General features: G+C 71.8%; 25 protein-coding genes. 11 read left to right on the top strand and 14 right to left on the bottom strand.

From position 1 onward, the window contains the following. Positions 1-45 precede the first annotated feature (45 nt). The 7 genes from kdpC to ACFYNO_RS03700 all read right to left on the bottom strand — a co-directional run bounded on the left by kdpC (position 46) and on the right by ACFYNO_RS03700 (position 9125). Positions 46-696, bottom strand: coding sequence for a K(+)-transporting ATPase subunit C (gene kdpC / locus ACFYNO_RS03730; protein ID WP_388004680.1), 651 nt, complete (start codon positions 694-696; stop codon positions 46-48). Positions 697-719: 23 nt separating this feature from the next. Continuing rightward, positions 720-2828 (bottom strand): potassium-transporting ATPase subunit KdpB, encoded by a 2109-nt coding sequence (gene kdpB, locus ACFYNO_RS03725; RefSeq protein WP_388004677.1) that lies wholly within the window; start codon positions 2826-2828, stop codon positions 720-722. Beyond that, complete coding sequence (kdpA, locus tag ACFYNO_RS03720) at positions 2828-4489, bottom strand: potassium-transporting ATPase subunit KdpA (protein WP_388004674.1); 1662 nt, start codon at positions 4487-4489, stop codon at positions 2828-2830. The genes kdpB and kdpA overlap by 1 nt, the downstream gene beginning before the upstream one ends. A gap of 1 nt (position 4490) precedes the next feature. Next, positions 4491-4580 carry a K(+)-transporting ATPase subunit F gene (kdpF, locus tag ACFYNO_RS03715; protein WP_388004671.1) on the bottom strand — a complete coding sequence of 30 codons (90 nt, stop codon included), beginning with the start codon at positions 4578-4580 and terminating at the stop codon, positions 4491-4493. Then, complete coding sequence (locus tag ACFYNO_RS03710; protein ID WP_388004668.1) at positions 4577-4714, bottom strand: hypothetical protein; 138 nt, start codon at positions 4712-4714, stop codon at positions 4577-4579. The genes kdpF and ACFYNO_RS03710 overlap by 4 nt, the downstream gene beginning before the upstream one ends. Before the next feature lie 225 nt (positions 4715-4939). Then, on the bottom strand, positions 4940-6946 hold the full coding sequence (locus tag ACFYNO_RS03705) for an APC family permease (RefSeq protein WP_388005476.1): 2007 nt from the start codon (positions 6944-6946) through the stop codon (positions 4940-4942). A gap of 337 nt (positions 6947-7283) precedes the next feature. After that, a complete protein-coding gene (locus ACFYNO_RS03700; protein WP_388004665.1) occupies positions 7284-9125 on the bottom strand; it encodes an APC family permease in 1842 nt (613 codons plus the stop codon). Positions 9126-9302: 177 nt separating this feature from the next. On the opposite strand from ACFYNO_RS03700, the gene ACFYNO_RS03695 reads away from it, so the two are divergent. After that, on the top strand, positions 9303-9686 hold the full coding sequence (locus tag ACFYNO_RS03695; RefSeq protein WP_388004662.1) for a hypothetical protein: 384 nt from the start codon (positions 9303-9305) through the stop codon (positions 9684-9686). Here the strand turns inward: ACFYNO_RS03695 and ACFYNO_RS03690 are convergent. The 5 genes from ACFYNO_RS03690 to ACFYNO_RS03670 form a co-directional block, all read right to left on the bottom strand. Beyond that, the gene (locus ACFYNO_RS03690) at positions 9676-10086 is read right to left on the bottom strand and encodes a hypothetical protein (RefSeq protein ID WP_388004659.1); all 411 of its coding nucleotides are present in this window, start codon (positions 10084-10086) and stop codon (positions 9676-9678) included. The genes ACFYNO_RS03695 and ACFYNO_RS03690 overlap by 11 nt on opposite strands. A 3-nt stretch (positions 10087-10089) precedes the next feature. After that, complete coding sequence (locus ACFYNO_RS03685) at positions 10090-10566, bottom strand: universal stress protein (RefSeq protein ID WP_388004656.1); 477 nt, start codon at positions 10564-10566, stop codon at positions 10090-10092. Positions 10567-10691: 125 nt separating this feature from the next. Continuing rightward, positions 10692-11480, bottom strand: a complete 789-nt coding sequence (locus tag ACFYNO_RS03680; RefSeq protein ID WP_388004653.1) for a hypothetical protein — start codon at positions 11478-11480, stop codon at positions 10692-10694. 359 nt (positions 11481-11839) lie between these two features. Then, positions 11840-12610, bottom strand: a complete 771-nt coding sequence (locus ACFYNO_RS03675; protein WP_388004650.1) for an ABC transporter permease — start codon at positions 12608-12610, stop codon at positions 11840-11842. Then, positions 12607-13554: an ABC transporter ATP-binding protein gene (locus tag ACFYNO_RS03670; protein ID WP_388004647.1), complete on the bottom strand. Its 948-nt coding sequence runs from the start codon at positions 13552-13554 to the stop codon at positions 12607-12609. Before ACFYNO_RS03670 ends, ACFYNO_RS03675 begins: the two co-directional genes overlap by 4 nt. Positions 13555-13686: 132 nt before the next feature. Here ACFYNO_RS03670 and ACFYNO_RS03665 point away from each other — a divergent pair, with 132 nt between their 5' ends. The 9 genes from ACFYNO_RS03665 to ACFYNO_RS03625 all read left to right on the top strand — a co-directional run bounded on the left by ACFYNO_RS03665 (position 13687) and on the right by ACFYNO_RS03625 (position 21242). Next, positions 13687-14544 (top strand): helix-turn-helix transcriptional regulator, encoded by an 858-nt coding sequence (locus ACFYNO_RS03665; RefSeq protein ID WP_388004644.1) that lies wholly within the window; start codon positions 13687-13689, stop codon positions 14542-14544. Further along, positions 14541-15956 (top strand): Fe-S cluster assembly protein SufB, encoded by a 1416-nt coding sequence (gene sufB / locus ACFYNO_RS03660; protein WP_388004641.1) that lies wholly within the window; start codon positions 14541-14543, stop codon positions 15954-15956. The genes ACFYNO_RS03665 and sufB overlap by 4 nt, the downstream gene beginning before the upstream one ends. A gap of 77 nt (positions 15957-16033) precedes the next feature. After that, on the top strand, positions 16034-17263 hold the full coding sequence (gene sufD / locus ACFYNO_RS03655; RefSeq protein WP_388004639.1) for a Fe-S cluster assembly protein SufD: 1230 nt from the start codon (positions 16034-16036) through the stop codon (positions 17261-17263). Continuing rightward, entirely contained in the window at positions 17260-17577 is a 318-nt protein-coding gene (locus tag ACFYNO_RS03650) for a bifunctional 3-phenylpropionate/cinnamic acid dioxygenase ferredoxin subunit (protein WP_388004636.1), read from the top strand. The genes sufD and ACFYNO_RS03650 overlap by 4 nt, the downstream gene beginning before the upstream one ends. A 5-nt stretch (positions 17578-17582) precedes the next feature. Continuing rightward, positions 17583-18347 (top strand): Fe-S cluster assembly ATPase SufC, encoded by a 765-nt coding sequence (gene sufC, locus ACFYNO_RS03645; protein ID WP_388004633.1) that lies wholly within the window; start codon positions 17583-17585, stop codon positions 18345-18347. Continuing rightward, positions 18344-19606, top strand: coding sequence for a cysteine desulfurase (locus tag ACFYNO_RS03640; protein ID WP_388004630.1), 1263 nt, complete (start codon positions 18344-18346; stop codon positions 19604-19606). Before sufC ends, ACFYNO_RS03640 begins: the two co-directional genes overlap by 4 nt. Positions 19607-19621: 15 nt before the next feature. After that, positions 19622-20065: a Fe-S cluster assembly sulfur transfer protein SufU gene (gene sufU, locus ACFYNO_RS03635; protein ID WP_388004627.1), complete on the top strand. Its 444-nt coding sequence runs from the start codon at positions 19622-19624 to the stop codon at positions 20063-20065. A 17-nt stretch (positions 20066-20082) separates the two neighbouring features. Next, a complete protein-coding gene (locus ACFYNO_RS03630; protein ID WP_388004624.1) occupies positions 20083-20460 on the top strand; it encodes a metal-sulfur cluster assembly factor in 378 nt (125 codons plus the stop codon). Positions 20461-20585: 125 nt separating this feature from the next. Next, entirely contained in the window at positions 20586-21242 is a 657-nt protein-coding gene (locus ACFYNO_RS03625; RefSeq protein WP_388004621.1) for a Uma2 family endonuclease, read from the top strand. 5 nt (positions 21243-21247) lie between these two features. Here the strand turns inward: ACFYNO_RS03625 and ACFYNO_RS03620 are convergent, their stop codons facing one another. Then, the gene (locus ACFYNO_RS03620; RefSeq protein ID WP_388004618.1) at positions 21248-22570 is read right to left on the bottom strand and encodes an MFS transporter; all 1323 of its coding nucleotides are present in this window, start codon (positions 22568-22570) and stop codon (positions 21248-21250) included. Positions 22571-22846: 276 nt separating this feature from the next. On the opposite strand from ACFYNO_RS03620, the gene ACFYNO_RS03615 reads away from it, so the two are divergent. Next, positions 22847-24475 (top strand): hypothetical protein, encoded by a 1629-nt coding sequence (locus tag ACFYNO_RS03615; RefSeq protein ID WP_388004615.1) that lies wholly within the window; start codon positions 22847-22849, stop codon positions 24473-24475. On the opposite strand, the gene ACFYNO_RS03610 is transcribed toward ACFYNO_RS03615, so the two are convergent. Next, positions 24476-24931 (bottom strand): SRPBCC family protein, encoded by a 456-nt coding sequence (locus ACFYNO_RS03610; RefSeq protein WP_388004612.1) that lies wholly within the window; start codon positions 24929-24931, stop codon positions 24476-24478. It lies immediately after the preceding gene. Between the last annotated feature and the right edge of the window lie 161 nt (positions 24932-25092).

Raw genomic sequence — 25092 nt, 5'->3', positions numbered from 1 at the left:
CGGCCCGCGTGCGGACCGGTCCTCGTCACCTCTTCTGGCTGTCTGTCACTTGAGCTCGCTGACAGCCTTGTTGAGCAGGACGACGTTGACGCCGGGGTTTCCGAGGAAGCCCAGCGAGCGGCCGTCGGTGTACTTGTCGATCAGCTTGTCGAGCTGGTCGGCGCCGACGCCGCGCTTGGCGGCGACCCGGCCGACCTGCTCCTTGGCGTAGGCCACCGAGATGTGCGGGTCGAGGCCGGAGCCGGAGGCGGTGACCGCGTCGGCCGGCACGCTGGCCGGGTCGACGCCGTCGAAGGCGGCGATCGCGGCGCGGCGGTCGTCGATGGTCTTCTTCAGGCCGTCGTCGTTGGGGCCGAGGTTGCTGGCGGCCGAGCCGTGCGGGTCGTAGCCGGCCGCGGAGGGGCGGGGCTGGAACCACTGCGGGTCGGGCTGGGCCTGCTCGTTGGGGTCGTTCCCCGTAGTCGAACCAGAAGGGGCCTTCTTCGGCAGGTTGTAGTTCTGGCCCAGCAGGCTGGACCCGATCTCCTTGCCGTCGGCGGTCTTGACCACCGAGCCGTTGGCCTTGTCGGCGAAGGCCAGCTGGCTGATCCCGGTGACCAGCAGCGGGTAGGCGATGCCGAGGATCACCGTCATCACCAGCAGCATCCGCAGTGCGGTCCAGTGGGTGCGCACCGAGGCGGGCAGGGGCTTGGACATCTGGGGCTTCCTCCTTCCGCTGCTCAGCGCAGGCCGGGGATGAACTGGACGATCAGGTCGATCGCCTTGATTCCGATGAACGGCACGATCAGGCCGCCGATTCCGTAGATGCCGATGTTCCGGGCGAGCAGCGAACTGGCGTTGGCCGGGCGGTACTTCACGCCACGCAGGGCCAGCGGGATGAGCCCGATGATGACCAGCGCGTTGAAGATGATCGCCGAGGTGATCGCCGAGGTCGGGCTGTGCAGGCCCATGATGTTGAGGTGCTTCAGGCCGGGGTACACGCTGGCGAACATCGCGGGGATGATCGCGAAGTACTTGGCCACGTCGTTGGCGATCGAGAAGGTCGTCAACGCGCCTCGGGTGATGAGGAGTTGCTTGCCGATCTCGACGATCTCGATCAGCTTGGTGGGGTTGGAGTCCAGGTCGACCATGTTGCCGGCCTCCTTGGCCGCCATGGTGCCGGTGTTCATCGCCACACCGACGTCGGCCTGGGCGAGGGCGGGGGCGTCGTTGGTGCCGTCGCCGGTCATCGCGACCAGCTTGCCGCCCTCCTGCTCCTTCTTGATCAGGGCCATCTTGTCCTCGGGCGTGGCCTCGGCCAGGAAGTCGTCGACGCCGGCCTCCTCCGCGATCGCCCGGGCGGTCAGCGGGTTGTCGCCCGTGATCATGATGGTCTTGATGCCCATCCGGCGCAGCTCGTCGAAGCGCTCCTTCATGCCCTCCTTGACCACGTCCTTGAGGTAGATCACCCCAAGGACCCGGGCGGGCGCGTCGCCGGCCTTGGTGGCGACCACCAGCGGGGTGCCGCCGGCGGCGGAGATTCCGTCGACCAGCTCGGCGACGTCGGCGCCGACCGTGCCGCCGTTGTCGGTGACCCAGTTGGCGACCGAGCCGGCCGCGCCCTTGCGGACCTGGTGCAGCCCGTCGGACTCCGCCAGGTCGACACCCGACATCCGGGTCTGGGCCGTGAACGGCACCCAGGTGGCGTGGGTGAGCTCGCCCTGCTCGCGGGCCCGCAGGCCGTAGTCGGTCTTGGCCAGGACGACGATGGAGCGGCCCTCGGGGGTCTCGTCCGCGAGGCTGGAGAGCTGGGCGGCGTCCGCGAGCTCGTCCTTGGTCACACCGGCGGCGGGCAGGAACTCGGCGGCCTGGCGGTTGCCCAGGGTGATGGTGCCGGTCTTGTCCAGCAGCAGGGTGTTGACGTCGCCGGCCGCCTCGACGGCGCGGCCCGACATGGCGAGCACGTTGCGCTGCACCAGGCGGTCCATGCCGGCGATGCCGATCGCCGAGAGCAGCGCGCCGATGGTGGTCGGGATCAGCGCCACGATCAGCGCGACCAGCACGATCATCGACTGCGGGGCACCCGCGTACTGCGCCATCGGCTGCAGGGTGACCACCGCGACCAGGAAGACGATGGTCAGCGAGGCCAGCAGGATGTTGAGCGCGATCTCGTTGGGGGTCTTCTGCCGGGCCGCGCCCTCGACCAGGGCGATCATCCGGTCGATGAAGGACTTGCCGGGCTCGGTGGCGATCCTCACCACGATCCTGTCGGAGAGCACCTTGGTGCCGCCGGTGACGGCCGAGCGGTCGCCGCCGGACTCGCGGATCACCGGGGCGGACTCGCCGGTGATCGCCGACTCGTCGACCGAGGCGACGCCCTCGACGACGTCGCCGTCGCCGGGGATGACCTGGCCGGCCTCGACCACCACGTGGTCGCCCAGGCGCAGCGCGGTGCCGGGCACCTCCTCCTCGTCGTTGCTCGCGGGCCAGTTGACCAGGCGGCGGGCCACCGACTCGGTCTTGGCCTTGCGCAGGGTGTCGGCCTGGGCCTTGCCGCGGCCCTCGGCGACGGCCTCGGCCAGGTTGGCGAAGATCGTGGTCAGCCAGAGCCAGACGGTGATCGCCCAGGCGAAGACCGAGGGCTTGCCGATCGCCGAGACGGTGGTGACCACCGAGCCGACCTCGACCACGAACATCACCGGGTTCTTGACCATCACCCGGGGGTCGAGCTTCTTCACCGCGTCGGGCAGCGACTTCCAGATCAGCTTGGGATCGAGCAGGCCGCTGGAGGCTCTGTGCGGGGCGGCCGTCCCCGGGTCGGCCGGAGCGGGAGTGACAGTGGTGGACATCAGTGCAGACCTTCCGCGATCGGCCCCAGAGCCAGGGCCGGGAAGTAGGTGAGGCCGACGACGATCAGGACGACGCCCGAGAGCAGACCGACGAAGAGCGGCTTGTGGGTGGGCAGGGTGCCCGCAGACGCCGGGACCGGCTGCTGCCGGGCGAGCGAGCCGGCCAGCGCCAGCACGAAGACCATCGGCAGGAACCGTCCGAAGACCATGGCCAGGCCCAGTGCGGTGTCCCACCAGGTCGAGGTGACGGTCAGACCGCCGAACGCCGAGCCGTTGTTGTTGGCGCCGGAGGTGAAGGCGTAGAGCACCTCGGAGAAGCCGTGCGCGCCGGTGTTGCCCATGTTGGCCCGCTCGCCGCCCAGCGCGATCGCCGTGCCGGTGCCGATCAGCACGATGGCCGGGGTGGTGAGGATGTAGAGCGAGGCGAACTTCATCTCCCGCCCGCCCAGCTTCTTGCCCAGGTACTCGGGGGTGCGCCCGACCATCAGGCCGGCCACGAAGACCGCCACGATCGCCAGCACCAGCATCCCGTACAGGCCCGAGCCGGTGCCGCCGGGCGCGATCTCGCCGAGCATCATGTCGAAGATCGTCACACCGCCGCCGCCCGGGGTGAGCGAGTCGTGCGCCGCGTCCACCGCACCGGTGGAGGTCAGGGTGGTGGAGGAGGCGAACAGCGCCGAGCCCCACAGGCCGAAGCGGTTCTCCTTGCCCTCCATCGCCGCGCCGGCCGCCTTGAGCGCCTGGCCGGCCGGGTGGGTCTCGAAGAAGGTCAGCGCGGCCGCGGAGGCGACCCAGAACAGGCCCATCACCGAGACGATCGCGTAGCCCTGCCGGTTGTCGCCGACCATCCTGCCGAAGGTGCGCGGCAGCGCGAAGGAGATCACCAGCAGCAGGAAGATCTCCAGCCAGTTGGTGAAGCCGGTCGGGTTCTCGAACGGGTGCGCGGAGTTGGCGTTGAAGAAGCCGCCGCCGTTGGTGCCCAGCTCCTTGATCACTTCCTGGGAGGCCGCCGGGCCGCCCGGGATCGACTGGGTGTCGCCGCCCAGGGTGGTCAGGTCGTGGAAGCCGTGGAAGTTCTGGACCACGCCGTTGGCCACCAGGACCAGCGCGAAGACGATCGACAGCGGCAGCAGCAGGCGCAGGTTGATCCGGGTCAGGTCCACCCAGAAGTTGCCGACCCGGTCCGTCCTGGAGCGGGTGAAGCCGCGGATCAGCGTGGCGACCACCGCGATGCCCACCGCGGCGGAGACGAAGTTCTGCACCGCCAGGCCGGACATCTGGACCAGGTGGCCCATGGTGGACTCGCCGCCGTAGTCCTGCCAGTTCGTGTTGGTCACGAAGGAGATCGCGGTGTTCCAGGCGCCGTGCGGGGCGACCGGCTTGTTGCCCAGGTCCAGCAGCAGGTGGTTCTGCAGGCGCTGCAGGCCGTAGAGGAAGAGCACCGACACGGCCGAGAAGGCCAGCACCGAGCGCAGGTAGGCGGGCCAGCGCTGGTCGGCGTCGCCATCGACGCCGACCACCTTGTAGATGCCGCGCTCGACTCTCAGGTGCTTGGCGGACGTCAATAGATGGGCGATGTAATCGCCCAGGGGGCGGTAGCACAGGGCCAGGGCACCCACGAGGGCGAGGACCTGCAGCCACCCGGCGAGAGTGGAGCTCATGTCAGAACTTCTCCGGGTAGATCAGCGCCACGACGAGATAGCCGATGAGCGCGACAGCGATGACGAGGCCTGCGATGTTCTCCGCGCTCACAGCTTCTCCACCCCCTTGGCGATCAGAGCGAGGACGGCGAACACGAGGACCGTGAGACCGACGAAGACGAGATCGAGCATGAGCTCCACCAGTTGCTCCAGGACGTTGCCGTGGGCGGCCCCAGGGCTCCGCACGACGCCGGCAGGACCACCGGCTCCAGTAGCAAATCGCCCGTTCGCCCCTCTTCCGCGTTTGTTGACGCCCTCCATACGGGTGCTTCCGGCTTGTTGACGCCCTCCTTACGGGCCTTAGCGCCGCCCTGACGCCCCCGTGATCCGGCCGTTAAGCACCTGCCGGCGGGCACGCGGACGCCGACGGGCCCCGGGCGCAGTGCCCGGGGCCCGTCGGCTGATGCCGCGTCAGACGTTCTCGGGGGCCCCGATCGGGTCCCGCTTGCCGTTGCCGGGGCCGTGGCCGGCCGGCTCGCCGCGGCGCACCGCGCCGGGGCCGCGGCGGGCCGGGCGGTCGGCCTTGGGCGCCGAGGAGAGCTGCCAGGGCACGCTGATCACCATCACGCCGGGCGTGAAGAGCAGCCGGCTCTTCAGCCAGAGCGCCGACTGGTTGTGCAGCAGGTGCTCCCACCAGTGGCCGACCACGTACTCCGGGATGAAGACCGCGACCGCGTCCCGCGGGCTGGTCCGGCGCACCGAGCGGACGTAGGCGACCACCGGCCTGGTGATCTCGCGGTAGGGCGAGTCCAGCACCTTGAGCGGCACCCGGACGTCGAACTCCACCCACTGCCGCCTGAGCTCGTCGACGTCCTCCTTCTCCACCGCGACGCTGACCGCCTCCAGGGTGTCCGGGCGGAACGCCTCCGCGTAGCCCAGCGCCCGCAGGGTCGGCTTGTGCAGCTTGGAGACCAGCACGATGCCGCGCACCTTGGACGGGCGGACCGACTCCGCCTGCGGGTCGTCCACGGTCAGCTCCTCGGCGACCGAGTCGTAGTGCTTGCGGATGCCGCGCATCATCATGAAGAGCACGCCCGCCGCGAGCACCGCCAGCCAGGCGCCCTCCAGGAACTTGGTGGCCATCACGATCACCAGGACCAGGCCGGTGGTGCAGGCGCCGAAGGCGTTGATCACCCGGGAGCGCTGCGCGCCGGCCCGCGCCTTGGCGTCGGTCTCGGTGCCCAGCACCTCGTTCCAGTGTCGGACCATGCCGATCTGGGAGAGCGTGAAGGAGGTGAAGACGCCCAGGATGTAGAGGTGGATCAGGTTGTTGACGTTGGCCTTGTAGAACCAGAGCAGCAGGATGTTCACCACGGCCAGCGCGATGATGCCGTTGGAGAACGCCAGCCGGTCGCCGCGGGTGTGGAACTGCCGGGGCAGGTAGCGGTGCTGGGCCAGGATCGAGCCGAGCAGCGGGAACCCGTTGAAGGCGGTGTTGGCGGCCAGGATCAGCACCAGCGCGGTGGCGGCCTGGATGAAGTAGAAGAGCGGGCTGTGGTCGCCGCCGAAGATCGACGAGGCCAGCTGGGCGATCACGGTGGGCTGCGAGGCGGTGTGGCAGTCGCCCGGGTAGCCGGCCAGCTGGCAGGTGTCCGTGGTCTTGTGCACCTTGGCGACCAGGGCCAGCGTGGTGATGCCGATGAACATCACCACGGCGGTGGCGCCCATCCAGGCCATGGTGGTGGCGGCGTTCTTCGACTTCGGGGTGCGGAAGGCCGGCACGCCGTTGGAGATCGCCTCGACGCCGGTCAGCGCGGTGCAGCCGGAGGCGAAGGCCTTGAGACCGAGCATGATCAGCGCGATGCCGGCCAGCGTGCCGTTGCCGTCGGTCGGCAGGATCGCGTACTTGGCGCTGGAGGCGACCGGGGCGTGGCCGAAGGCCATCTTGATGAAGCCGGTCACCACCATCAGCAGGATGCCGAAGATGAAGAGGTAGGTCGGCGCGGCGAAGGCCTTGCCGGACTCGCGCACGCCGCGCAGGTTCATCGCGGCCAGGATCGCCACGAAGGCGCAGGCCATCACGACCCGGAGGTCCCCCAGGGCCGGGAAGGCCGAGATGATGTTGTCCACGCCGGAGGCCACCGACACCGCGACGGTCATCACGTAGTCGACCATCAGCGAGGCGGCCACCACCAGGCCGGCCCGGTCGCCGAGGTTGCGGGTCACCACCTCGTAGGAGCCGCCGCCGCCCGGGTAGGCGTGCACGACCTGGCGGTAGGAGAGCACCACGACGGCCATCAGCACCACGACGCCGAGGGCGACCCACGGAGTCAGGTAGAGGAAGGCGGTGCCGCCGACGGTGAGCACCAGCAGGATCTCCTCGGTGGCGTAGGCCACCGAGGAGAGCGGGTCGGACGCGAAGATCGGCAGGGCCAGGCGCTTGGGGAGCAGGGTCTCGCCCAGCTCCTCGCTCCGCATGGCCCTGCCGATCACGAGGCGCTTGAGCGCCGAGGGCACATTGAACACATCCGGGAGCGTATGCGGCCCGGGCGTATGGGCCATGGCCGACTCGCGGGGGTCCGGAGCACCCGGCGCCGCTCCTCCGGCGGACGTTTCCGCAGGCCAGGGCGGTTCCGTCGGAGGGCGGGGGCCGTTCAGGGGACGGTTCAGGGTGCGTTGAGAGCAGGCGTTAAGACCGCGTCAAAATACCGGGCCGTTATCAGGCAGGTAGGGCAATCGTGACGTTTCAGCTCTGATTCATGGATCATGAGGCGGTATGTGCCTTACAAGTTGAGGTCACAACCGTCTCTTCGGGTCACATGTGCAACCGCAGTCGGCAGACCACCGCTTCGGTGTGTCGGCGCAGCGCCCGGTCGATCAGCATGCCGCGCTGGTTCTGCAGCGCCCGCTGCCACAGGTGCTCCGGCTCCACCTCGGCGATCAGCACCGTCACCCGCTCCGCCGACAGGCCGTTGACGAAGCCGACCAGCGGCCGGCCCAGCCGCCGGTGCGCGTCCGGCACCTCGACCAGCGGCACGCCCGGCTGCCAGAGCTGCCAGTCCCGGCGCAGCGCCTCCAGCGACTGCCGGTCCTCGGCGTCCGGCTCGGTCGGCACCACGGTGACCGCCAGCACCTCGTCGCCCAGCGACAGCGCGGCGGCCAGCGCCTCCCGGGTCAGCCGGGTGATCGAGTGCACCGGCACCACCACGGTGGAGCGCTGACGGACCACCGGACCGGGCACCCGGCCCAGCTCCAGCCGCTCGCCGATCCGCCCGTAGGCCCGGTGCACCGCTTCGAAGAGCAGCACCAGCAGCGGCAGCGCGACCACCACGGTCCAGGCGCCCTCGGTGAACTTGGTGCCGGTCACCACCAGGGTGGCCACCCCGGTGAGCACCGCGCCGAAGCCGTTCAGCGCCGCCTTGCCGCGCCAGCCGGCGCAGCGCGAGAGCGTCCAGTGCCGGACCATGCCGACCTGGCAGATGGTGAAGCCGACGAAGACGCCGATCGAGAAGAGCGGCACCAGGCTGTTCACGTCGCCGCCGGAGGCCACCAGAAGCCCGGCCGAGACCAGCGCCAGGAAGAGCACGCCGTGCCGGTGCACCTGGTGGTCGGCGCGCAGCGCGAAGACGTGCGGCAGGTGGTTGTCCCGGGCCAGCAGCCGCATCAGCACCGGCAGGCCGCCGAAGGAGGTGTTGGCGGCCAGCGCCAGCAGGATCACCGTGGAGAACTGCACCAGGTAGAAGCCGAAGCCGTGGCCGAGCGAGGCGTCCGCCAGCTGCGCCAGCAGCGTGACGCCGTCCACCGGCTGCAGCTTGAACCGGCCGATCAGCACCGCCAAGCCGATCAGCATCACGCCGAGCAGCGCGCCGAGCGCCAGCTCGGTGTGCTGGGCCCGCTTCGCCCGCGGCGCCCGGAAGCTCGGCACCGCGTTGGCCACCGCCTCCACGCCGGTCAGCGCGGAGCAGCCGGAGGCGAAGGCCTTGAGCAGCAGCAGCGCGCCGACCCCGGTGGCGTTCTGCGCCAGCGCCGAGGCGTGGCCGGCCGCGGCGGCGGTGCTGGCCGGGTGCGAGCGGAACAGGCCGACCACGACGATCGCCATGATCGACAGCACGAAGACGGCGGTCGGCACCATGAACCAGCGGGCCGACTCGGCGATGCCGCGCAGGTTCACCCCGGTCACCAGCACCAGCACGGCCAGGCAGAGCCAGACCCGGTCCGGGTAGAGGGAGGGGAAGGCGGAGGTGAGCGCGGCCACGCCGGCCGTGACGCTGACCGCCACGTTCAGGATGTAGTCGATCACCAGGGAGGCGGCGGCGGTCAGCGCGGTGCGCCGGCCCAGGTGGGTCCTGGCCACCGCGTAGGAGCCGCCACCGTCGGGGAAGGCCGCGATCACCTGGCGGTAGGAGGCGGTCAGCACGGCGAGCAGGACCGCGATGGCGATGGTCACCGGGAGGGTGAAGCCGAGCCCGTGGCTGCCGGCGGCGGCCAGCACCAGCACGATCGACTCGGGGCCGTACGCCACCGAGGCCATCGCGTCCAGTGACAGGGCCGCCAGGCCGCCGAAGGCGGTCAGCCGGTCGCGGTCGTGCGGTGCCGCCGCCTCCTCGGTATCCGGAGGGTCGGCGGCCTCGACGGCGGCTTCGGGGGTCAGTGACATCGCGGGTCCTCCTGCTGGGTGTGCTTCCGGCATCGTGTCGGGTGAGGGTGGCGGGGCCGGGCGGCCCATACGCGTTCGATACGCGGGTAGGGGCTTCTCTGACGGATCGTTGATGCGGTCGTAACGGGGCATCCTGGTGGAAGACGCAAGGAGGCGGTCGGTGTGGTGCGCAGGGGATTGATCGCAGTCCTTCTGGGACTCGCAGTGGCGTGCGGCGGGCCGCCCTCGGCGGCCCCGGCCCCGCTCGGGCTCACCGAAGCCGCCAACGGCAGCACGGTGCACGCCCGGGTGGGGCAGCAGGTGGAGCTCCGGCTGGGCAGCACCTACTGGTCCGCCGTCAGCAGCTCCTCCCCCCAGGTCCTGCAGCCGCTGACCCCCTCGTCCCCGTCCCCCTCCTCCCCCTGCCCGCCCGGCGGGGGCTGCGGCACCGTCAGCAGCACCTTCCGCGCCGCCGCAGCCGGGACTGCCCACCTCACCGCGACCCGAAACGCCTGCGGCGAGGCCAAGCCCTGCCTCCCCGACCAGCGAACCTACCTGGTCACGGTGGAGGTCAGCCGCTGAGCCGGATCCACTCCACCCGCGGCCGCCGGCGCGGCCAGGCCGCGGGGAGCGCCGCCAGCAGCGCCGCGCCCGCGAGCAGCGCGAGCCGGCCGCCCTCCACCGCCGCGCCCGCCCACAGCACGGTGGCGTACCGGTGCACGGCGAACCCGTTGTAGAACAGCCACTCCATCCCGCCGATCACCGGCGCCGCTCCCGGCCGGGCGGCCGCCCCGAGCAGCGCACAGAGCACCGCGAAGGCGCCCAGCGCCCACGGACCGGCCCGCAGCTCCCCCGCCAGCGCCAGCCCGGCGGCCAGCAGCGCCCCGGCGGGCACCGCCAGCGCGCCGGCCGCCGACACCGCCAGCCGCCGCCGCTGCGGCCGGAACCACCGCCCACCGGGGCGCACCCGGTACAGCCGCACCGCTCAGCGCCCCGGCAGCAGGTCCAGCTGCCGCTGCAACGCAAGCTGCGGCACCGTCAGCACCGCGCACTCGGCGTGCTTCACGCAGTACCCGGCCACCGCCGGCCGCGGCCACCGCCACCAGCGCCGCCCGCCGGCGCCCACCACCAGCACGTCCTCCGCCCGGTCGGCAGTCGCCACCAGCGCCGACCCGGGCTCCCCGCGCACCGCGACGCAGCTCAGCTCCACATCGGCGAGCCCGACCGGGAACGCCTGCGCCATCGCCTCCCGCAGCCGCTCGACGGCGGCCTCCCGGCAGGCCGTCAGCAGCGGCGGACAGGGCGCCCGCCGAAAGCTGTACTCCCCGCCCGGCGGCGTCCACACCAGCACCGCCTTGAGCTCCGCCCCGCTCTCCCGCGCCAGCCCGGCCGCACGGTGCAGCGCCGTCAGACTCCCCAGCGACCCGCTCACCCCGACGACGACCCGCTGCCGCCCAGCCATCCCAGACCCTCCGTCCGCGGGCCTTCGCCGGCCCTCGGGGCCAGCCAAGCGGACGGACGGGCGCGCGGGCGGCGCGTTGACGGCTTCCTGACGCGCTCGGCCGGCTTTCGAACGGGGTCCTGACGCTAGATCACCCGGATGGCGTGCTGCGCGATGTCGATGGTCTGCTGCCCGCCGGGGACGGCGCCGCGCCGGCGGATGGTGTCGGCGGTGGCCCAGGCCACGGTGGGGCCGTGGGAGGCGAGGAGGGTGCGGAGGGCGGCTTCCTGGCGGGCGGTCGGGAGGAGGTCGTAGACGTCGGCGATGAGGATTTCGAGGGAGTCGGCGTGGCGGCTGTGGCGGATGCGGTCGACCTCGCGGCCGAGGTAGTCGTGGAAGACGTAGGGGAAGTCGGCGGGCGAGAGGATTCCGGGCTCGATCAGCTCCTCGTGGAACTCGCGCCACGGGGAGTCCTCGCGCCCTTTTCGGGCGTCGAACCAGTCGTAGAACCTCGGCAACTGCGAGCCCTTGATCCGTATCCGGAGGTCGGACGCGCTCTCGGTGTCGATGGGGATCAGGTCGTCATCGCGGGCTCCGATGGCGGCCAGGAACGCCTTCCCGTCGCGGGAGGCCTTGTAGACGCCGCCGACGGGCTGGAAGTGCGGGGCCCGGTTGCTCCTGATCAGGAGGTAGCGGTCGTCGACCTTGATCCTGAAGAGGTAGGCGGCGGAGACCCGGATGTCGGAGGTGGCGTAACGGAGGGAGTACCAGCGGTGCCTGATCCGGAGGCGGCTGGAGAGGAGGCTGTCGAAGAGCGGGAGGAGCAGGGTCGCGACGCCACCGGTGGCGAGGTCTCCCCAGGTGGAGCCTCGGAGGAGGAATGCGGCGAGCAGGCATGCGACCAGGGCGAGGGAGTAGAAGGCGAGCTTCTTCACGGCCATCCCGCCTAAGCGGCTTCAGCAATCCCGGGAGAACGAAGCAGGGCACAGGAGCAGGAGGCTCAGCGTACGCTGCCGGGGAGACCATGGTCCCGGGGATCGTGGAACAGTCAGGCAACGGCGGAGCAGAACGAGAAGCGGGGGGGGGGGGGGGGGGGGGGGGGGGGGGGCGGGGCGCGGGCCGGGGGGGGGGGGGGGGGGGGGGGTGGGTGGGGGGGGTGGGTTGGGGGGGGGGGGGGGTGCCGGGGGGGGGGCGGCGCGGGGGGGGGCGCCGCGCCCCTTGGGGGGGGGGCGGGGGGGGGGGGGGGGGGGGGGCCCCCCCCCCCCCCCCCCCCCCCCCACTCGGTGTTTCGGGGCTACTCCCAGCGGAAGAACCGGGCGGCCGCCGCCAGGCCGAGCACCGACCAGACGGCCAGGATGCCCAGGTCCGACCAGGGCACCCCGGCGCCGTTCTGCAGCACCGCGCGCAGGCCGTCGGAGAGGGCGCTGATCGGCAGCAGGTCCAGCACCGCTCGCACCGCGCTCGGGAACTTGGTGAGCGGCACGATCACGCCGCCGCCCAGCAGCAGCAGGACGAAGACCAGGTTGGCCGCCGCCAGGGTGGCCTCCGCCTTGAGGGTGCCGGCCATCAGCAGGCCGAGCCCGGAGAAGGCGGCGGTGCCGAGGACCAGCAGCAGCACCACGCTCAACGGGCTGCCGTGCGGCGACCAGCCGAGGGCCAGCGCGATCACCGAGAGCAGCGCCACCTGCAGCGCCTCGGTGACCAGCACGCAGCCGGTCTTGGCGGTGAGCAGGGCCCAGCGGGGCAGCGGGGTGGCGCCGAGCCGCTTGAGCACGCCGTAGCGGCGCTCGAAGCCGGTGGCGATGGCCTGGCCGGTGAAGGCGGTGGACAGCACGGCCAGCGCCAGCAGGCCGGGGGCCAGGAAGTCGACCCGCTTGCCCGGGCCGGTCACCGCGACCACGTCCACGGCGCTGAACAGCACCAGCAGCACGGTCGGGATCACCACGGTGAGCAGCAGCTGCTCGCCGTTGCGCAGCAGCATCCGGGTCTCCAGCGCGGTCTGCGCCAGCAGCATCCGGCCGACGGGGGCGGGGCCCGGCTTCGGCGAGTAGTCCACCGTGGTCATGAGCGCAGCTCCCGTCCGGTCAGCTCCAGGAAGACTTCTTCGAGCGTGCGGCGGCGCACCGTCAGCCGCTCCGGCAGCACGCCGGCCTCCGCGCACCAGGCGGTCACCCGGGCGACCAGCTGCGGGTCCACCGGCGAGGCCTGCACCCGGTAGCGGCCGGGCACCGGCTCGGTGGCCGCCGCGCCGTCCGGCAGCAGCTTGACCAGGCCGCCGAGGTCCAGCCCGGCCGGGGCCTCGAAGTGCAGGCTGTCCTCGGCGCCGTCCCGGCAGAGCTCGGCGGGGGTGCCCTCGGCGATCACCCTGCCGCGGTCCACGATCGCCACCCGGTCGGCCAGCTCCTCGGCCTCGTCCATGTGGTGGGTGGTGACCACCACGGTGACGCCGTCCCGGCGCAGGTCGCGGACCAGCTCCCAGGTGGCCCGGCGGGCCTGCGGGTCCAGGCCGGCGGTGGGCTCGTCCAGGAAGACCAGCTCGGGCCGGCCGACCACGGCCAGCGCCAGCGCCAGGCGCTGCTGCTGGCCGCCGGAGAGCCGGCGGTAGGCGGTGCGGCCGCAGGAGCCCAGGCCCAGCCGCTCCACCAGCGCGTCCACGTCCAGCGGGTGGGCGTGCAGCTTGGCGGTGTGCCGAAGCATTTCGACGGCGCGGGCGCCCGGGTACACGCCGCCCGACTGCAGCATCACGCCGACCCGGGGACGCAGCTCGGCGGCCTGCCGGACCGGGTCCAGCCCGAGCACCCGCACGGTGCCGGCATCCGGACGGCGGTAGCCCTCGCAGGTTTCGATGGTGGTGGTCTTGCCGGCGCCGTTGGGGCCGAGCACGGCGGTCACGGCGCCGCGGCCGATCCGCAGGTCCAGGCCGTCCACGGCGGTTTTCCCGGCGTAGCGTTTGACCAGGCCGCCGATTTCCACGGCCGGTGCTGCCTCGACGGCGGGTTCTGCATGCATACCGGGCAGTGTAGGAGTCCTGCCGCGGGCCCCTCAGGTAAGGCTTGCCTGCGTGACGGATCCCACCGTTGAGGCGTGCGTCACGGCTTGTTCGGTCGGAAGTAATTACGCAACAATGGTGTTGTGAAAAACATGCGCGAGCACCCCGTGGAGCCGGAGGCCGAGTCGGCCCCCGAGTTTCCCGTGCCCGCGACCCCGGCCGCCCTGCTTCCGGGGGACGGCCTGCTGGACGGACATCGGGCCACCCGGGACCGGGTGGCCCGCTCGATCCTGGACCACGGTCCCTCCTCGGCCGCCGACCTGGCCGGCCGGCTCGGCCTGACCGCCGCCGCCGTCCGCCGCCACCTCGACGGGCTGGCCGCGGCCGGCCTGGTCGAGTCCCGCGAGCAGCGGGTCTACGGCAGCCGCGGCCGCGGCCGCCCGGCCAAGGTCTTCGCGCTCACCGAGTCCGGCCGGGACGCCTTCTACCAGGCCTACGACCAGCTCGCCGCCGACGCGCTGCGCTGGATCGCGGAGTCGGGCGGGGGCGGCGAAGCGGGCCAGGAGGCGGTCGCCGCCTTCGCCCGGGCCCGCTTCGGCCGGCAGGGCCAGAAGTACCTGGACTCGGTGCGGCAGGCCGGGGCCGACCGCCGGGCCGAGGCGCTGGCCGAGGCGCTGAGCGCCGACGGGTACGCTGCCACGGTGCGGCGGGCTCCCTCGGCCTCCACCGGCGCCCCGGGGGGCGCGCAGCTCTGCCAGCACCACTGCCCGGTCGCGCACATCGCCGAGCAGTTCCCCCAGCTCTGCGAGGCGGAGACCGAGGTCTTCTCGCAGCTCCTGGGCACTCACGTGCAACGACTGGCCACCATCGCCCACGGCGACGGGGTCTGCACCACCTATGTGCCGGCACCCGGTGCCGCACCGTCGCCCCGCCGGGGCACCGGTGCAGCGCCGACTGCCGGTACGACCACCGAACCACCCGCTACCGTCCGCGCGGAGGAACCCGCATGACTGACACCGTTTCGCACCCCGAGCTCGAGGGTCTGGGCACCTATGAGTACGGCTGGTCGGACCCCGATGCAGCCGGTGCTGTGGCGAAGCGCGGCCTGAGCGAGGAGGTCGTCCGCGACATCTCGGCGAAGAAGTCCGAGTCGGAGTGGATGCTCAACCTGCGGCTCAAGGGTCTGAAGCTGTTCGAGAAGAAGCCCATGCCCACCTGGGGCTCGGACCTCACCGGCATCGACTTCGACAACATCAAGTACTTCGTCCGCTCCACCGAGAAGCAGGCCGAGTCCTGGGAGGACCTGCCCGCCGACATCAAGGCGACCTACGACAAGCTGGGCATCCCGGAGGCGGAGAAGCAGCGCCTGGTCGCCGGTGTCGCCGCGCAGTACGAGTCCGAGGTGGTCTACCACCAGATCCGCGAGGACCTGGAGCAGCAGGGCGTCCTCTTCCTGGACACCGACACCGCGCTGAAGGAGCACCCGGAGCTCTTCAAGGAGTACTTCGGCACCGTGATCCCGGCCGGCGACAACAAGTTCGCCGCGCTGAACACCGCGGTCTGGTCCGGCGGCTCGTTCATCTACGTGCCCAAGGGCGTCCACGTGGACATCCCGCTGCAGGCCTACTTCCGGATCAACACCGAGAACATGGGCCAGTTCGAGCGGACGCTGATCATCGTCGACGAGGACGCCTACGTCCACTACGTCGAGGGCTGCACCGCGCCGATCTACTCCTCGGACTCGCTGCACAGCGCCGTGGTCGAGATCATCGTGAAGAAGGGCGGCCGCTGCCGCTACACCACGATCCAGAACTGGTCGAACAACGTCTACAACCTGGTGACCAAGCGCGCCGTCGCGTACGAGGGCGCCACCATGGAGTGGGTCGACGGCAACATCGGCTCCAAGGTCACCATGAAGTACCCGGCCGTCTACCTGATGGGCGAGCACGCCAAGGGCGAGACCCTGTCGATCGCCTTCGCGGGCGAGGGCCAGCACCAGGACGCCGGTGCCAAGATGGTGCACCTGGCGCCCAACACCTCCTCCAACATCGTCTCCAAGTCGGTGGCCCGGGGCGGCGGCCGCACCTCCTACCGCGGCCTGATCGAGATCGGCGAGGGCTCCAAGGGCGCCAAGTCCAACGTGCTCTGCGACGCGCTGCTGGTGGACACCATCTCCCGCTCCGACACCTACCCCTACGTGGACGTCCGCGAGGACGACGTCTCGATGGGCCACGAGGCGACCGTCTCCAAGGTCAGCGAGGACCAGCTCTTCTACCTGATGAGCCGCGGCATGACCGAGTTCGAGGCGATGGCGATGATCGTGCGCGGCTTCGTCGAGCCGATCGCGCGCGAGCTGCCGATGGAGTACGCGCTGGAGCTGAACCGGCTGATCGAGCTGCAGATGGAGGGTTCGGTCGGCTGACACTCCGTCAGTCACCGTTCCCCGTCGAGACTTTCAGACTGCCTCGATCTTTAAGAAAGCGAGCACCACGAACAGCCATGGCTGAGCAGAACACCTCCGGCTCGACCACCGCCGGATCGATCGAGGTCGGCACCGCCGGCGCCGGCGCACAGCTCGCCGGTCCCGGTACCGGCCGCGCGACGGTCCAGCAGCCGATCGACGCCCGCGTCACGGTCAAGCCCTCGTACGACGTGAACGACTTCCCGGTGCCGACCGGCCGCGAGGAGGACTGGCGGTTCACCCCGCTGCACCGCCTGGCCGGTCTGCACGACGGCTCGGCCGCCGCGGCCGCCGACGGTGAGAACAAGACCGACCTCGCGCTGCCGGACGGCGTCACCGCCGAGACGGTCGGCCGGGAGGACGCCCGGGTCGGCAAGGCCGGCAAGCCGGTCGACCGGGTCGCCGCGCAGGCCTTCAGCGCCTTCGACCAGGCCCTGGTGGTCACCGTGCCGCAGGACGCGGTGCTGACCGAGCCGGTCAGGATCGACGTGCACGCCGAGGGCGGTGTCCGCTTCGGCCACGTGGTGATCGAGGTCAAGCCGTTCGCCGAGGCCGTGGTGGTGCTCAACCACACCGGCAGCGGCACCCGGGCGGCCAACGTCGAGCTGCTGGTCGGCGACGGCGCCAAGCTCACCTTCGTCTCGGTCCAGGACTGGGAGCGGGACGCGGTGCACGTCGCCCAGCACACCGCGCTGATCGGCCGGGACGCCTCGTTCAAGTCCGTGGTGGTCACCTTCGGCGGCGACCTGGTCCGGCTGCACCCGCGGGTCGCCTACGCCGCCCCCGGCGGCGAGGCCGAGCTGTTCGGCCTCTACTTCGCCGACGCCGGCCAGCACCTGGAGCACCGGCTGCAGATCGACCACGACACCCCGCACTGCCGGTCCAACGTGGTCTACAAGGGCGCCCTGCAGGGCCAGGACGCGCACGCGGTCTGGGTCGGCGACGTGCTGATCCGCGCCGCCGCCGAGGGCACCGACACCTACGAGCACAACCGCAACCTGGTGCTGACCGACGGCGCCCGGGTGGACTCGATCCCGAACCTGGAGATCGAGACCGGCGAGATCGTCGGCGCCGGCCACGCCTCGGCGACCGGCCGGTTCGACGACGAGCAGCTGTTCTACCTGCAGGCCCGCGGCATCCCGGAGGAGGAGGCCCGCCGCCTGGTGGTGCGCGGCTTCTTCGCCGAGCTGGTCCAGCAGATCGGCGTGGCCGAGCTCCACGACCAGCTGATGGCCAAGATCGAGGCCGAGCTGGCGGGTGTGGCGTGAGCTTTCTGCGTGTCTGCTCGCTCAGCGAGCTGGCCGAGGACACCCCGCGGCGGATCGAGGTGGCGGGGGTGCCCGTCTCCGTGGTCCGCACCGAGGGCGAGGTGTTCGCGATCAACGACATCTGCTCGCACGCCAACGTGTCGCTCTCGGAGGGCGAGGTCGAGGACTGCCGGATCGAGTGCTGGCTGCACGGCTCCAGCTTCGACCTGCGGACCGGCAAGCCCTCCGGTCCGCCCGCGACCCGGCCGGTCCCCGTTTACCCCGTAAAGATCGAAGGGGACGACGTGCTCGTCTCCGTCACCCAGGAGTCCTGAGCACCATGGCAACCCTTGAAATCCGTGACCTGCACGTCTCCGTCGAGGCGGAGACCGGCCCGCGCGAGATCCTGCGCGGCGTCGACCTGACGGTCAAGCAGGGCGAGACCCACGCCATCATGGGCCCGAACGGCTCCGGCAAGTCCACCCTGGCCTACTCGCTGGCCGGCCACCCCAAGTACACCGTCACCAGCGGCCAGGTGCTGCTGGACGGCGAGGACGTGCTGGCCATGTCGGTGGACGAGCGCGCCCGGGCCGGCGTCTTCCTGGCCATGCAGTACCCGGTCGAGGTGCCCGGCGTCTCGGTCTCCAACTTCCTGCGGACCGCCGCCACCGCCGTGCGCGGCGAGGCGCCCAAGCTGCGCACCTGGGTGAAGGAGGTCAAGGAGGCCATGGCGGCACTCCAGATGGACCCGGCCTTCGCCGAGCGCAACGTGAACGAGGGCTTCTCCGGCGGCGAGAAGAAGCGCCACGAGATCCTGCAGCTGGAGCTGCTGAAGCCGAAGATCGCGATCCTCGACGAGACCGACTCCGGCCTGGACGTCGACGCGCTGCGGATCGTCTCCGAGGGCATCAACCGGGTGCGCTCCACCGGTGAGGTCGGCACCCTGCTGGTCACCCACTACACCCGGATCCTGCGCTACATCGAGCCGGACCACGTGCACGTCTTCGCGGGCGGCCGGATCGTCGAGTCGGGCGGCCCCGAGCTGGCCGACAAGCTGGAGAACGAGGGCTACGAGGCGTACGTGAAGGGTGGCGCTTCAGAGTGACGAATCCGACTCTGCCGGGTCTTCTGGACACCGACGCGATCCGCAAGGACTTCCCGGTCCTGCAGCGGATCCTGCACGACGGCAAGCCCCTGGTCTACCTGGACAACGCGGCCACCTCGCAGAAGCCCCGGCAGGTCCTGGACGCCCTGGCGGCCTACTACGAGCAGCACAACGCCAACGTCCACCGCGGCGTGCACGTGCTCGCCGAGGAGGCCACCGCGCTGTACGAGGGCGCCCGGGACAAGGTCGCGGCCTTCATCAACGCGCCCAGCCGCAACGAGGTGATCTTCACCAAGAACGCCTCGGAGTCGCTCAACCTGGTCGCCAACATGCTCGGCTGGGCCGACGACCCGTACCGGGTGGACGCCGAGTCCGAGATCGTCATCACGGAGATGGAGCACCACTCCAACATCGTGCCGTGGCAGCTGCTCTCGCAGCGCACCGGCGCGAAGCTGAAGTGGTTCGGCCTGACCGACGAGGGCCGGCTGGACCTGTCGAACATCGAGCAGCTGATCACCGAGAAGACGAAGATCGTCTCCTTCACCCTGGTCTCCAACCTGCTCGGCACCGTCAACCCGGTCGAGGCGATCGTCCGCCGCGCCCAGGACGTCGGCGCCCTGGTGCTGATCGACGCCTCGCAGGCCGCCCCGCACATGGTGCTCGACGTGCAGGCGCTGGAGGCCGACTTCGTCGCCTTCACCGGCCACAAGATGCTCGGCCCGACCGGCATCGGCGTGCTCTGGGGCCGCCAGGAGCTGCTGGAGGACCTGCCCCCGTTCCTCGGCGGCGGCGAGATGATCGAGACCGTCACCATGGGCTCGTCCACCTACGCCCCGGCCCCGCACAAGTTCGAGGCCGGCACCCCGCCGATCGCCCAGGCGGTCGGGCTCGGCGCGGCCATCGACTACCTGTCGAACATCGGCATGGAGCGGATCGCGGCGCACGAGCACGCCATCACCGAGTACGCGGTGAACCGGCTGCAGGAGGTGCCCGAGCTGCGGATCATCGGCCCGCGCACCGCCGTGGACCGCGGTGCGGCGATCTCCTTCGTGCTGGGGGACATCCACCCGCACGACGTCGGCCAGGTGCTGGACGAGCAGGGCATCGCGGTCCGGGTCGGCCACCACTGCGCGCGGCCGGTCTGCCTGCGGTACGGAATTCCGGCGACCACCAGGGCGTCGTTCTACCTGTACTCGACGGCGCACGAGGTCGACCTGCTGGTCGACGGCCTGCACCACGTGCGCAACTTCTTCGGCTGAGACGGGGCAAGTGCCATGAAGCTGGACTCGATGTACCAGGAGATCATCCTGGACCACTACCGCAACCCCCACGGCAAGGGGCTGCGCGACGGGGACGCCGAGGTCCACCACGTCAACCCCACCTGCGGTGACGAGATCACCCTGCGGGTCCGCCTGGACGGCCAGACCGTGGCGGACGTGTCCTACGAGTCGCAGGGCTGCTCGATCAGCCAGGCCAGCGCCTCGGTGCTCAACGACCTGCTGGTCGGCAAGCAGGTCGGCGAGGCCCAGCAGATCCAGGAGGCCTTCCTGGAGCTGATGCAGAGCAAGGGCCAGGGCGAGGGCGACGAGGAGGTGCTGGAGGACGCGGTCGCGTTCGCCGGCGTCTCCAAGTACCCCGCCCGGGTCAAGTGCGCGCTGCTCAGCTGGATGGCCTGGAAGGACGCCACCGCCAAGGCCCTCGCCGCCCACCCGGCCTGAAAGGAACACCCCTCACCATGAGCGACACCGACACCCCCGACACTCCGGCGGAGGGCCCGGTCGCCATCGTCGGCACCACCGCGGGCACCGTCTCCGTCGAGGACCTCACCGAGGCCCTGATGGACGTGGTCGACCCCGAGCTGGGCATCGACGTGGTCAACCTCGGCCTCATCTACGGCATCCACATCGACGAGGGCGACGTCGCCACCATCGACATGACCCTCACCTCCGCCGCCTGCCCGCTCACCGACGTGATCGAGGACCAGGCCAAGACCGCCACCGACGGCCTGGTCAAGGATCTGCGGATCAACTGGGTCTGGATGCCCCCGTGGGGCCCGGACAAGATCACCGACGACGGCCGCGAGCAGCTGCGGGCGCTGGGCTTCAACGTCTGAGGCCGACCCCGATCGTCAACGCCACCGCCGCGGACTCATCCCTTCCGGGGGAAGGGATCTGCGGCGGTGGCTTTCGCGCATATTCTGAACGATGCTGGGGGCGCGAACGTGGAGGGAGAGTCGAAGTGTCCGTCGCTGCGATCGCACATCTGATGTTGCCGGATTCCCCGTACGAGCTCTGGCTCCGGGGCGAGCTCGACGACCACGTGGGTGCGACGCCGGAGATGCGCGTCGAGGTGGTCGGGGGGGAGATCGTGGTGTCGCCGCCACCGGACTTCGTGCACGGCTCGGCCGCGAGTGCGATTCAGCGGGCCATTGACCTCAGGAGCTTCATGGATGCGTCGTATCCATGGCGGTCGAGGCAGGGACCGGGGGTCGACCTGCTGGACACGGGTGAGGGCTACATTCCGGATCTGGTGGTCTTCCACCTGGATGTGGAGATCGAAGGGATGGTCAAGAACCCCCGCTTCTTGACCCCCGATCAGCTGGCGCTGGTGGTCGAGGTGACCTCGAAGTCCAATGCCCGCAACGACCGCGCGCCGGTGATCGGACGCCGGGCACAGGGCACCAAGTGGACTGGCTACGCACGGGCGGGTGTGCCGTTCTACCTGTTGGTGGACCGCGATCCGCGACGGCCCGGGATCACCCTGTACGGGGATCCGGACCGCCGCGCCGGTCGCTATCAGGAGCTTCACACCTGGAACTTTGGTGAGGCCATGAGGCTGCCCGCGCCATTCGATATCGAGGTGGACACAGCGGGCTGGGGCCGCTGGTCCGACTGACCCCGTCAGCGCCTCCGCAGCACCGCCCCCGCCAGCCCCAGGCAGGCCAGGGCCGCCACCGCCGCGAAGCCGCTGACCGCCGGCAGCAGGCCGTAGGTCCGTGCAAGGGCGCCGACGCCGACGATGGGGGCGGAGGAGCCGAGGTAGACGATGACCCAGAGGGTGGACATCTCGGCGGCGCGGTTGGCGGGGTTCATGGCGGCGACCGCGGTGGTGAAGAGGGAGCGGAAGGCGAGGCCCTGGGAGGTGCCGGCCAGGAGGCTGGCGGCGAAGAGCAGGGCCGGCAGGTGGGCGTACTGGGCGAGGACGACCAGGGCGAGGCCGAGGGCCAGGCCGGTCACGCCGAGGGCGATCAGCGGACGGCTGCTGGTCGGGGGGACCAGGAGCTGGGCAGCCGCCGAGGAGCCGAGGAGCAGGGCGGCGACCACGGCGCCGGCCATCGGGGCGTGGGTGTGCAGCAGGCGGGCCGAGAAGGCGGGGGCCAGGCTGAGGTAGACGCCGAAGACCGCGTAGGAGATGAAGCCGGCGCCGGCTGCGAGCAGGAAGGTGCGGCGGCCCTGGACGGGCAGGGTGAGGCGGCGCGGCTTGAGGTGGAAGGCGGTGGTGATCCGCGGCGGCTCGGCGGGGTGCCGGGGGGCGCCGGGCATCCGGGGGTGCACCACGGCGAGCGGGACGGCGAGCGCCAGTAGCGCCAGGGCGTGCACCAGGAACGGGGTGAGCAGCGGGTTGCGGCCGGTGGCCAGGGCGGCGCCGGCGATCGGGCCGAGGGCGACGCCGCCGGCCGAGCAGGCCAGGGTGAGCTTGGCGGCCAGGGTCTGGTGGTCGGGCAGCAGGTCGCCGAGGGCCGCGCCGGCCGCGCCGGTGGAGAGCGCCACCGCCACGCCCTGGATGGCCCGGCCGGCCGCGAGCTGGCCGAAGCCGTGGGCGGTGGCGAAGACGGCGTCGCCGCCGGCGGCCAGCACCACGGCGGTGAGGATCAGCGCCCGGCGGCCCAGCAGGTCGGACCAGTGGCCGACCGCGGCCAGCACCGGGACCAGCGCGAAGACGTAGACGGTGAAGAGCAGCGTGGTGTCGAAGGCGGTCAGGCCCAGGCGCTGCTGCAGCATCGGGTAGACCGGCGTGGCCAGGTTGGCGCCGATCAGCAGGAAGAGCAGGGCGAGCGCGACCAGCGCGACCCGGACGCCGCGGACGGCGTTCCAGCGGCTGAGCGCGGAGAGCTGGAGCTGGCCGCGCGGGGCGAGTTCCAGGGGGAGCAGGGCCTCCGAGAGCCGGTTGCCGGCGAGCTGCCGGGTGGGCAGGCCGGGGCCGGCGGGGGAGAGGTCCGCCATGGCAGGGGTCTCCTGATGTGGCCGGGCACCACCCCGGGCCGGCGGGGTGTGCCGGGGCGTTGCCTGTTCGACGGCGCTGTGGTGGAGGCCGAGGAGATGCGGTGCCGAGGTGGTGCGGGGATGTGCAGTCGAGGTCAAAGGATACGGGGTGGTGTAGCCGAGGCGTGCGTGGGAGGCGCGCGCCCCCCGCAGGACGGGCACGGTGGGCTGCTCGGCCGATACGCTGATCGCAGTGCAGGACCCCGCAGGACCCCCCTTCCGAGGAGATCGCGCCCGATGGCCGGACGACGCCGCAAGACCACTGACCACCCGTCGGCCGCACCGGGCGCGCTGCCGGCGGAGAGCCTGCTGCCGGCCGACTTCGAGTTGGCCGACCTCTATGGCGCGCAGAGCTCGGAGGAGGCGGACGACCAGCCGGTGCTGGTGCCGCCGGTGCGGCTGGCCCCGGAGGCCGAGCTGGTGGCGGCGGCGCTGGCGGTGCCGCTGGTGCGGCGTGCGGTGCGGCTGGCCAGATGGGCCGCGCCGGCCCGTGCGGTGGACGAGCTGGGCGACCTGCTGGAGCCGGACCGCGAAGAGGCGGCCCGCTTCCTGGAGCTCGGCCCGGCCGCCGGCGAGGTGGCCGAGGAGGAGGTGCTGGAGGCGATGCGGGCCTGGTCGCTCGCCTGCGACCTGGAGCTGGTGGTGCTGGCGCACGACGCCGAGGGCCGCCGGATGGCCGGGCCGAGCGAGGAGCTGGCCCCGGTGGAGGCCGGCGACCCGGAGGCGGTGCTGGAGCTCTGGCTCTCGGCCGCCGATGTGATCGCCGAGCTGGCCGCCGAGATCGAGCCGCTGGACGCCGAGCCGGACGCCGGCGAGGAGGCCGACGAGGAGCGGGCCGAGGAGCTGCTGGCCCAGTACGAGGAGGTCCAGGCGGAGGCCGCCGAACTGCTGGACGAGGCACTGCAGGTGCTCTACGAGGCCACCGCCTTCGCCGAGCCGGGCCAGGAGACGGTGCCGCTGGGCGTGCTGGCCGCGCTGCTGGTGGTGCCGGACGGCGAGGAGCCGGACGAGGAGATGCTGGGCGATATCACCGATGTGATGGTCGCACTGGACCCGATGCTGGCCGACCTGGCCGAGATCGGCCTGCTGGAGTACCAGCCGATCGACCCGGAGCTGTTCGACGAGGAGGAGGCCCCCGAGGCCGGCGAGGCCGCGGCCGAGCCCGCCGCGCTGCGCGAGGGCGAGCCGGACGAGGCCGAGGCCGCCCGGTTCGGCCTGGTGAAGCTGACCCCGCTGGGCCAGTACGGCATCCGCCAGTGGCTGCTGGACGAGGGCTACGAGGCCCCGCTGATCGGCGAGCACGCCGCCGGTGACGCGGCCGCGCTGCTGACCGGCATCTCCGAGTCCGTCAACGTGCGGCCCGAGGAGGAGATCCGGTTCTGGCTCGCCGACCGGGAGCCGGCGGCCGCCGCCCGCGAGCTGCTGGCCGCCGCCCGCGGCGACGACCGGCTGGCCCCGCTGCGCCGGATGCTGGCCCAGCTGGCGCTGACCGAGCTGGGCGCGGCCGCCGAGCCGGCCGCCCGCGAGGTGCTGGCCGACCCCGAGCTGGGCGGCGGCGCCCGGGCCTTCCTGGTCGCCCGCGGTGCCGGCGAGGTGCCGGCGCCGGAGCGGTCGATGGTGCTCTGGACCACCGTGGACACCTTCGCCGCGCAGCTGCTGGACAGCGAGGGCGACGCCGGGCTGCTGCGCGAGCTGATCGCGCAGATGCCGGTGACGGAGGACCCGGCCTCCTTCTTCGGCGAGCTGTGGCGGGTCAAGCACCCCTACACGGCCCAGGTGCTGGAGGCGGTCGGCGAGCTGCACCTGGACCGGCGGGTGGCCAAGGAGGCCCGCAAGGCGGCGTTCAAGGCCCGCTCCCAGGGCTGATCACCCGTCGGAGCCGAGCAGCCGGCGCCGCAGTCCGCGCTCGCCGGCCCGCATCATCACCGCGTGGTTGGCCAGGAAGAGCGGCCGCCCGGGCAGCGCCAGCCGCCGCATCAGCGGCTTGCCCGGGCGGACCTCCTGCTCGAAGACGGCCCGGCTGCCGTCCGGGTGGTCCGGCTCGACGGTCCACCGGGACCAGCCCGCCAGGTCCCCGGCCAGCCCGGCCTCCAACACCAGCGCGGCCTCGTCCTGCCGGCGCGGCCAGGCGGTGAACAGCAGCGAGTAGGGCAGCACCGAGCGGATCAGCAGCTGCCCGGTGCCGTCCGGCAGTTCGCGCACCTCGCGGACCTGCGGCCACCAGAGCGGGTAGTCCGGCACGTCGCGCAGGGCCCGGTAGACGGCGGCGGGCGGCGCGGGCAGCCGCCAGACGCTCACCAGGTGGTACCGGTTGGGATCCACGGCGGCTCCTCCCTCCGTCCGCCCGGCCCGGGGCGCACGCAGCAGGACGATACGGTGCCCGGCACCCGGACGTCCCCGGGTCGGCGGATCCGCCAACCGTACGAGGGAAGCTGATGGCCCAGCAGGTCGAGCCCACGTATCGTGGGCGGACGCGGTCCGTC

Source organism: Kitasatospora sp. NPDC006697, from assembly GCF_042869935.1.
GTDB lineage: Bacteria > Actinomycetota > Actinomycetes > Streptomycetales > Streptomycetaceae > Kitasatospora.
The sequence above is the reverse complement of the archived record's forward strand: the minus strand, read 5'-3'. Positions and strand labels throughout refer to the sequence as shown.

Bases quoted from the DNA above. Each gene is read 5' to 3' on its own strand.
- kdpC (WP_388004680.1), bottom strand. From the start codon at position 696: ATGTCCAAGCCCCTGCCCGCCTCGGTGCGCACCCACTGGACCGCACTG.
- kdpB (WP_388004677.1), bottom strand. From the start codon at position 2,828: ATGTCCACCACTGTCACTCCCGCTCCGGCCGACCCGGGGACGGCCGCC.
- kdpA (WP_388004674.1), bottom strand. From the start codon at position 4,489: ATGAGCTCCACTCTCGCCGGGTGGCTGCAGGTCCTCGCCCTCGTGGGT.
- ACFYNO_RS03705 (WP_388005476.1), bottom strand. From the start codon at position 6,946: ATGCGGAGCGAGGAGCTGGGCGAGACCCTGCTCCCCAAGCGCCTGGCC.
- ACFYNO_RS03700 (WP_388004665.1), bottom strand. From the start codon at position 9,125: ATGTCACTGACCCCCGAAGCCGCCGTCGAGGCCGCCGACCCTCCGGAT.
- ACFYNO_RS03685 (WP_388004656.1), bottom strand. From the start codon at position 10,566: ATGGCTGGGCGGCAGCGGGTCGTCGTCGGGGTGAGCGGGTCGCTGGGG.
- ACFYNO_RS03675 (WP_388004650.1), bottom strand. From the start codon at position 12,610: ATGACCACGGTGGACTACTCGCCGAAGCCGGGCCCCGCCCCCGTCGGC.
- ACFYNO_RS03670 (WP_388004647.1), bottom strand. From the start codon at position 13,554: ATGCATGCAGAACCCGCCGTCGAGGCAGCACCGGCCGTGGAAATCGGC.
- ACFYNO_RS03665 (WP_388004644.1), top strand. From the start codon at position 13,687: ATGCGCGAGCACCCCGTGGAGCCGGAGGCCGAGTCGGCCCCCGAGTTT.
- sufB (WP_388004641.1), top strand. From the start codon at position 14,541: ATGACTGACACCGTTTCGCACCCCGAGCTCGAGGGTCTGGGCACCTAT.
- sufD (WP_388004639.1), top strand. From the start codon at position 16,034: ATGGCTGAGCAGAACACCTCCGGCTCGACCACCGCCGGATCGATCGAG.
- sufC (WP_388004633.1), top strand. From the start codon at position 17,583: ATGGCAACCCTTGAAATCCGTGACCTGCACGTCTCCGTCGAGGCGGAG.
- sufU (WP_388004627.1), top strand. From the start codon at position 19,622: ATGAAGCTGGACTCGATGTACCAGGAGATCATCCTGGACCACTACCGC.
- ACFYNO_RS03630 (WP_388004624.1), top strand. From the start codon at position 20,083: ATGAGCGACACCGACACCCCCGACACTCCGGCGGAGGGCCCGGTCGCC.
- ACFYNO_RS03620 (WP_388004618.1), bottom strand. From the start codon at position 22,570: ATGGCGGACCTCTCCCCCGCCGGCCCCGGCCTGCCCACCCGGCAGCTC.
- ACFYNO_RS03615 (WP_388004615.1), top strand. From the start codon at position 22,847: ATGGCCGGACGACGCCGCAAGACCACTGACCACCCGTCGGCCGCACCG.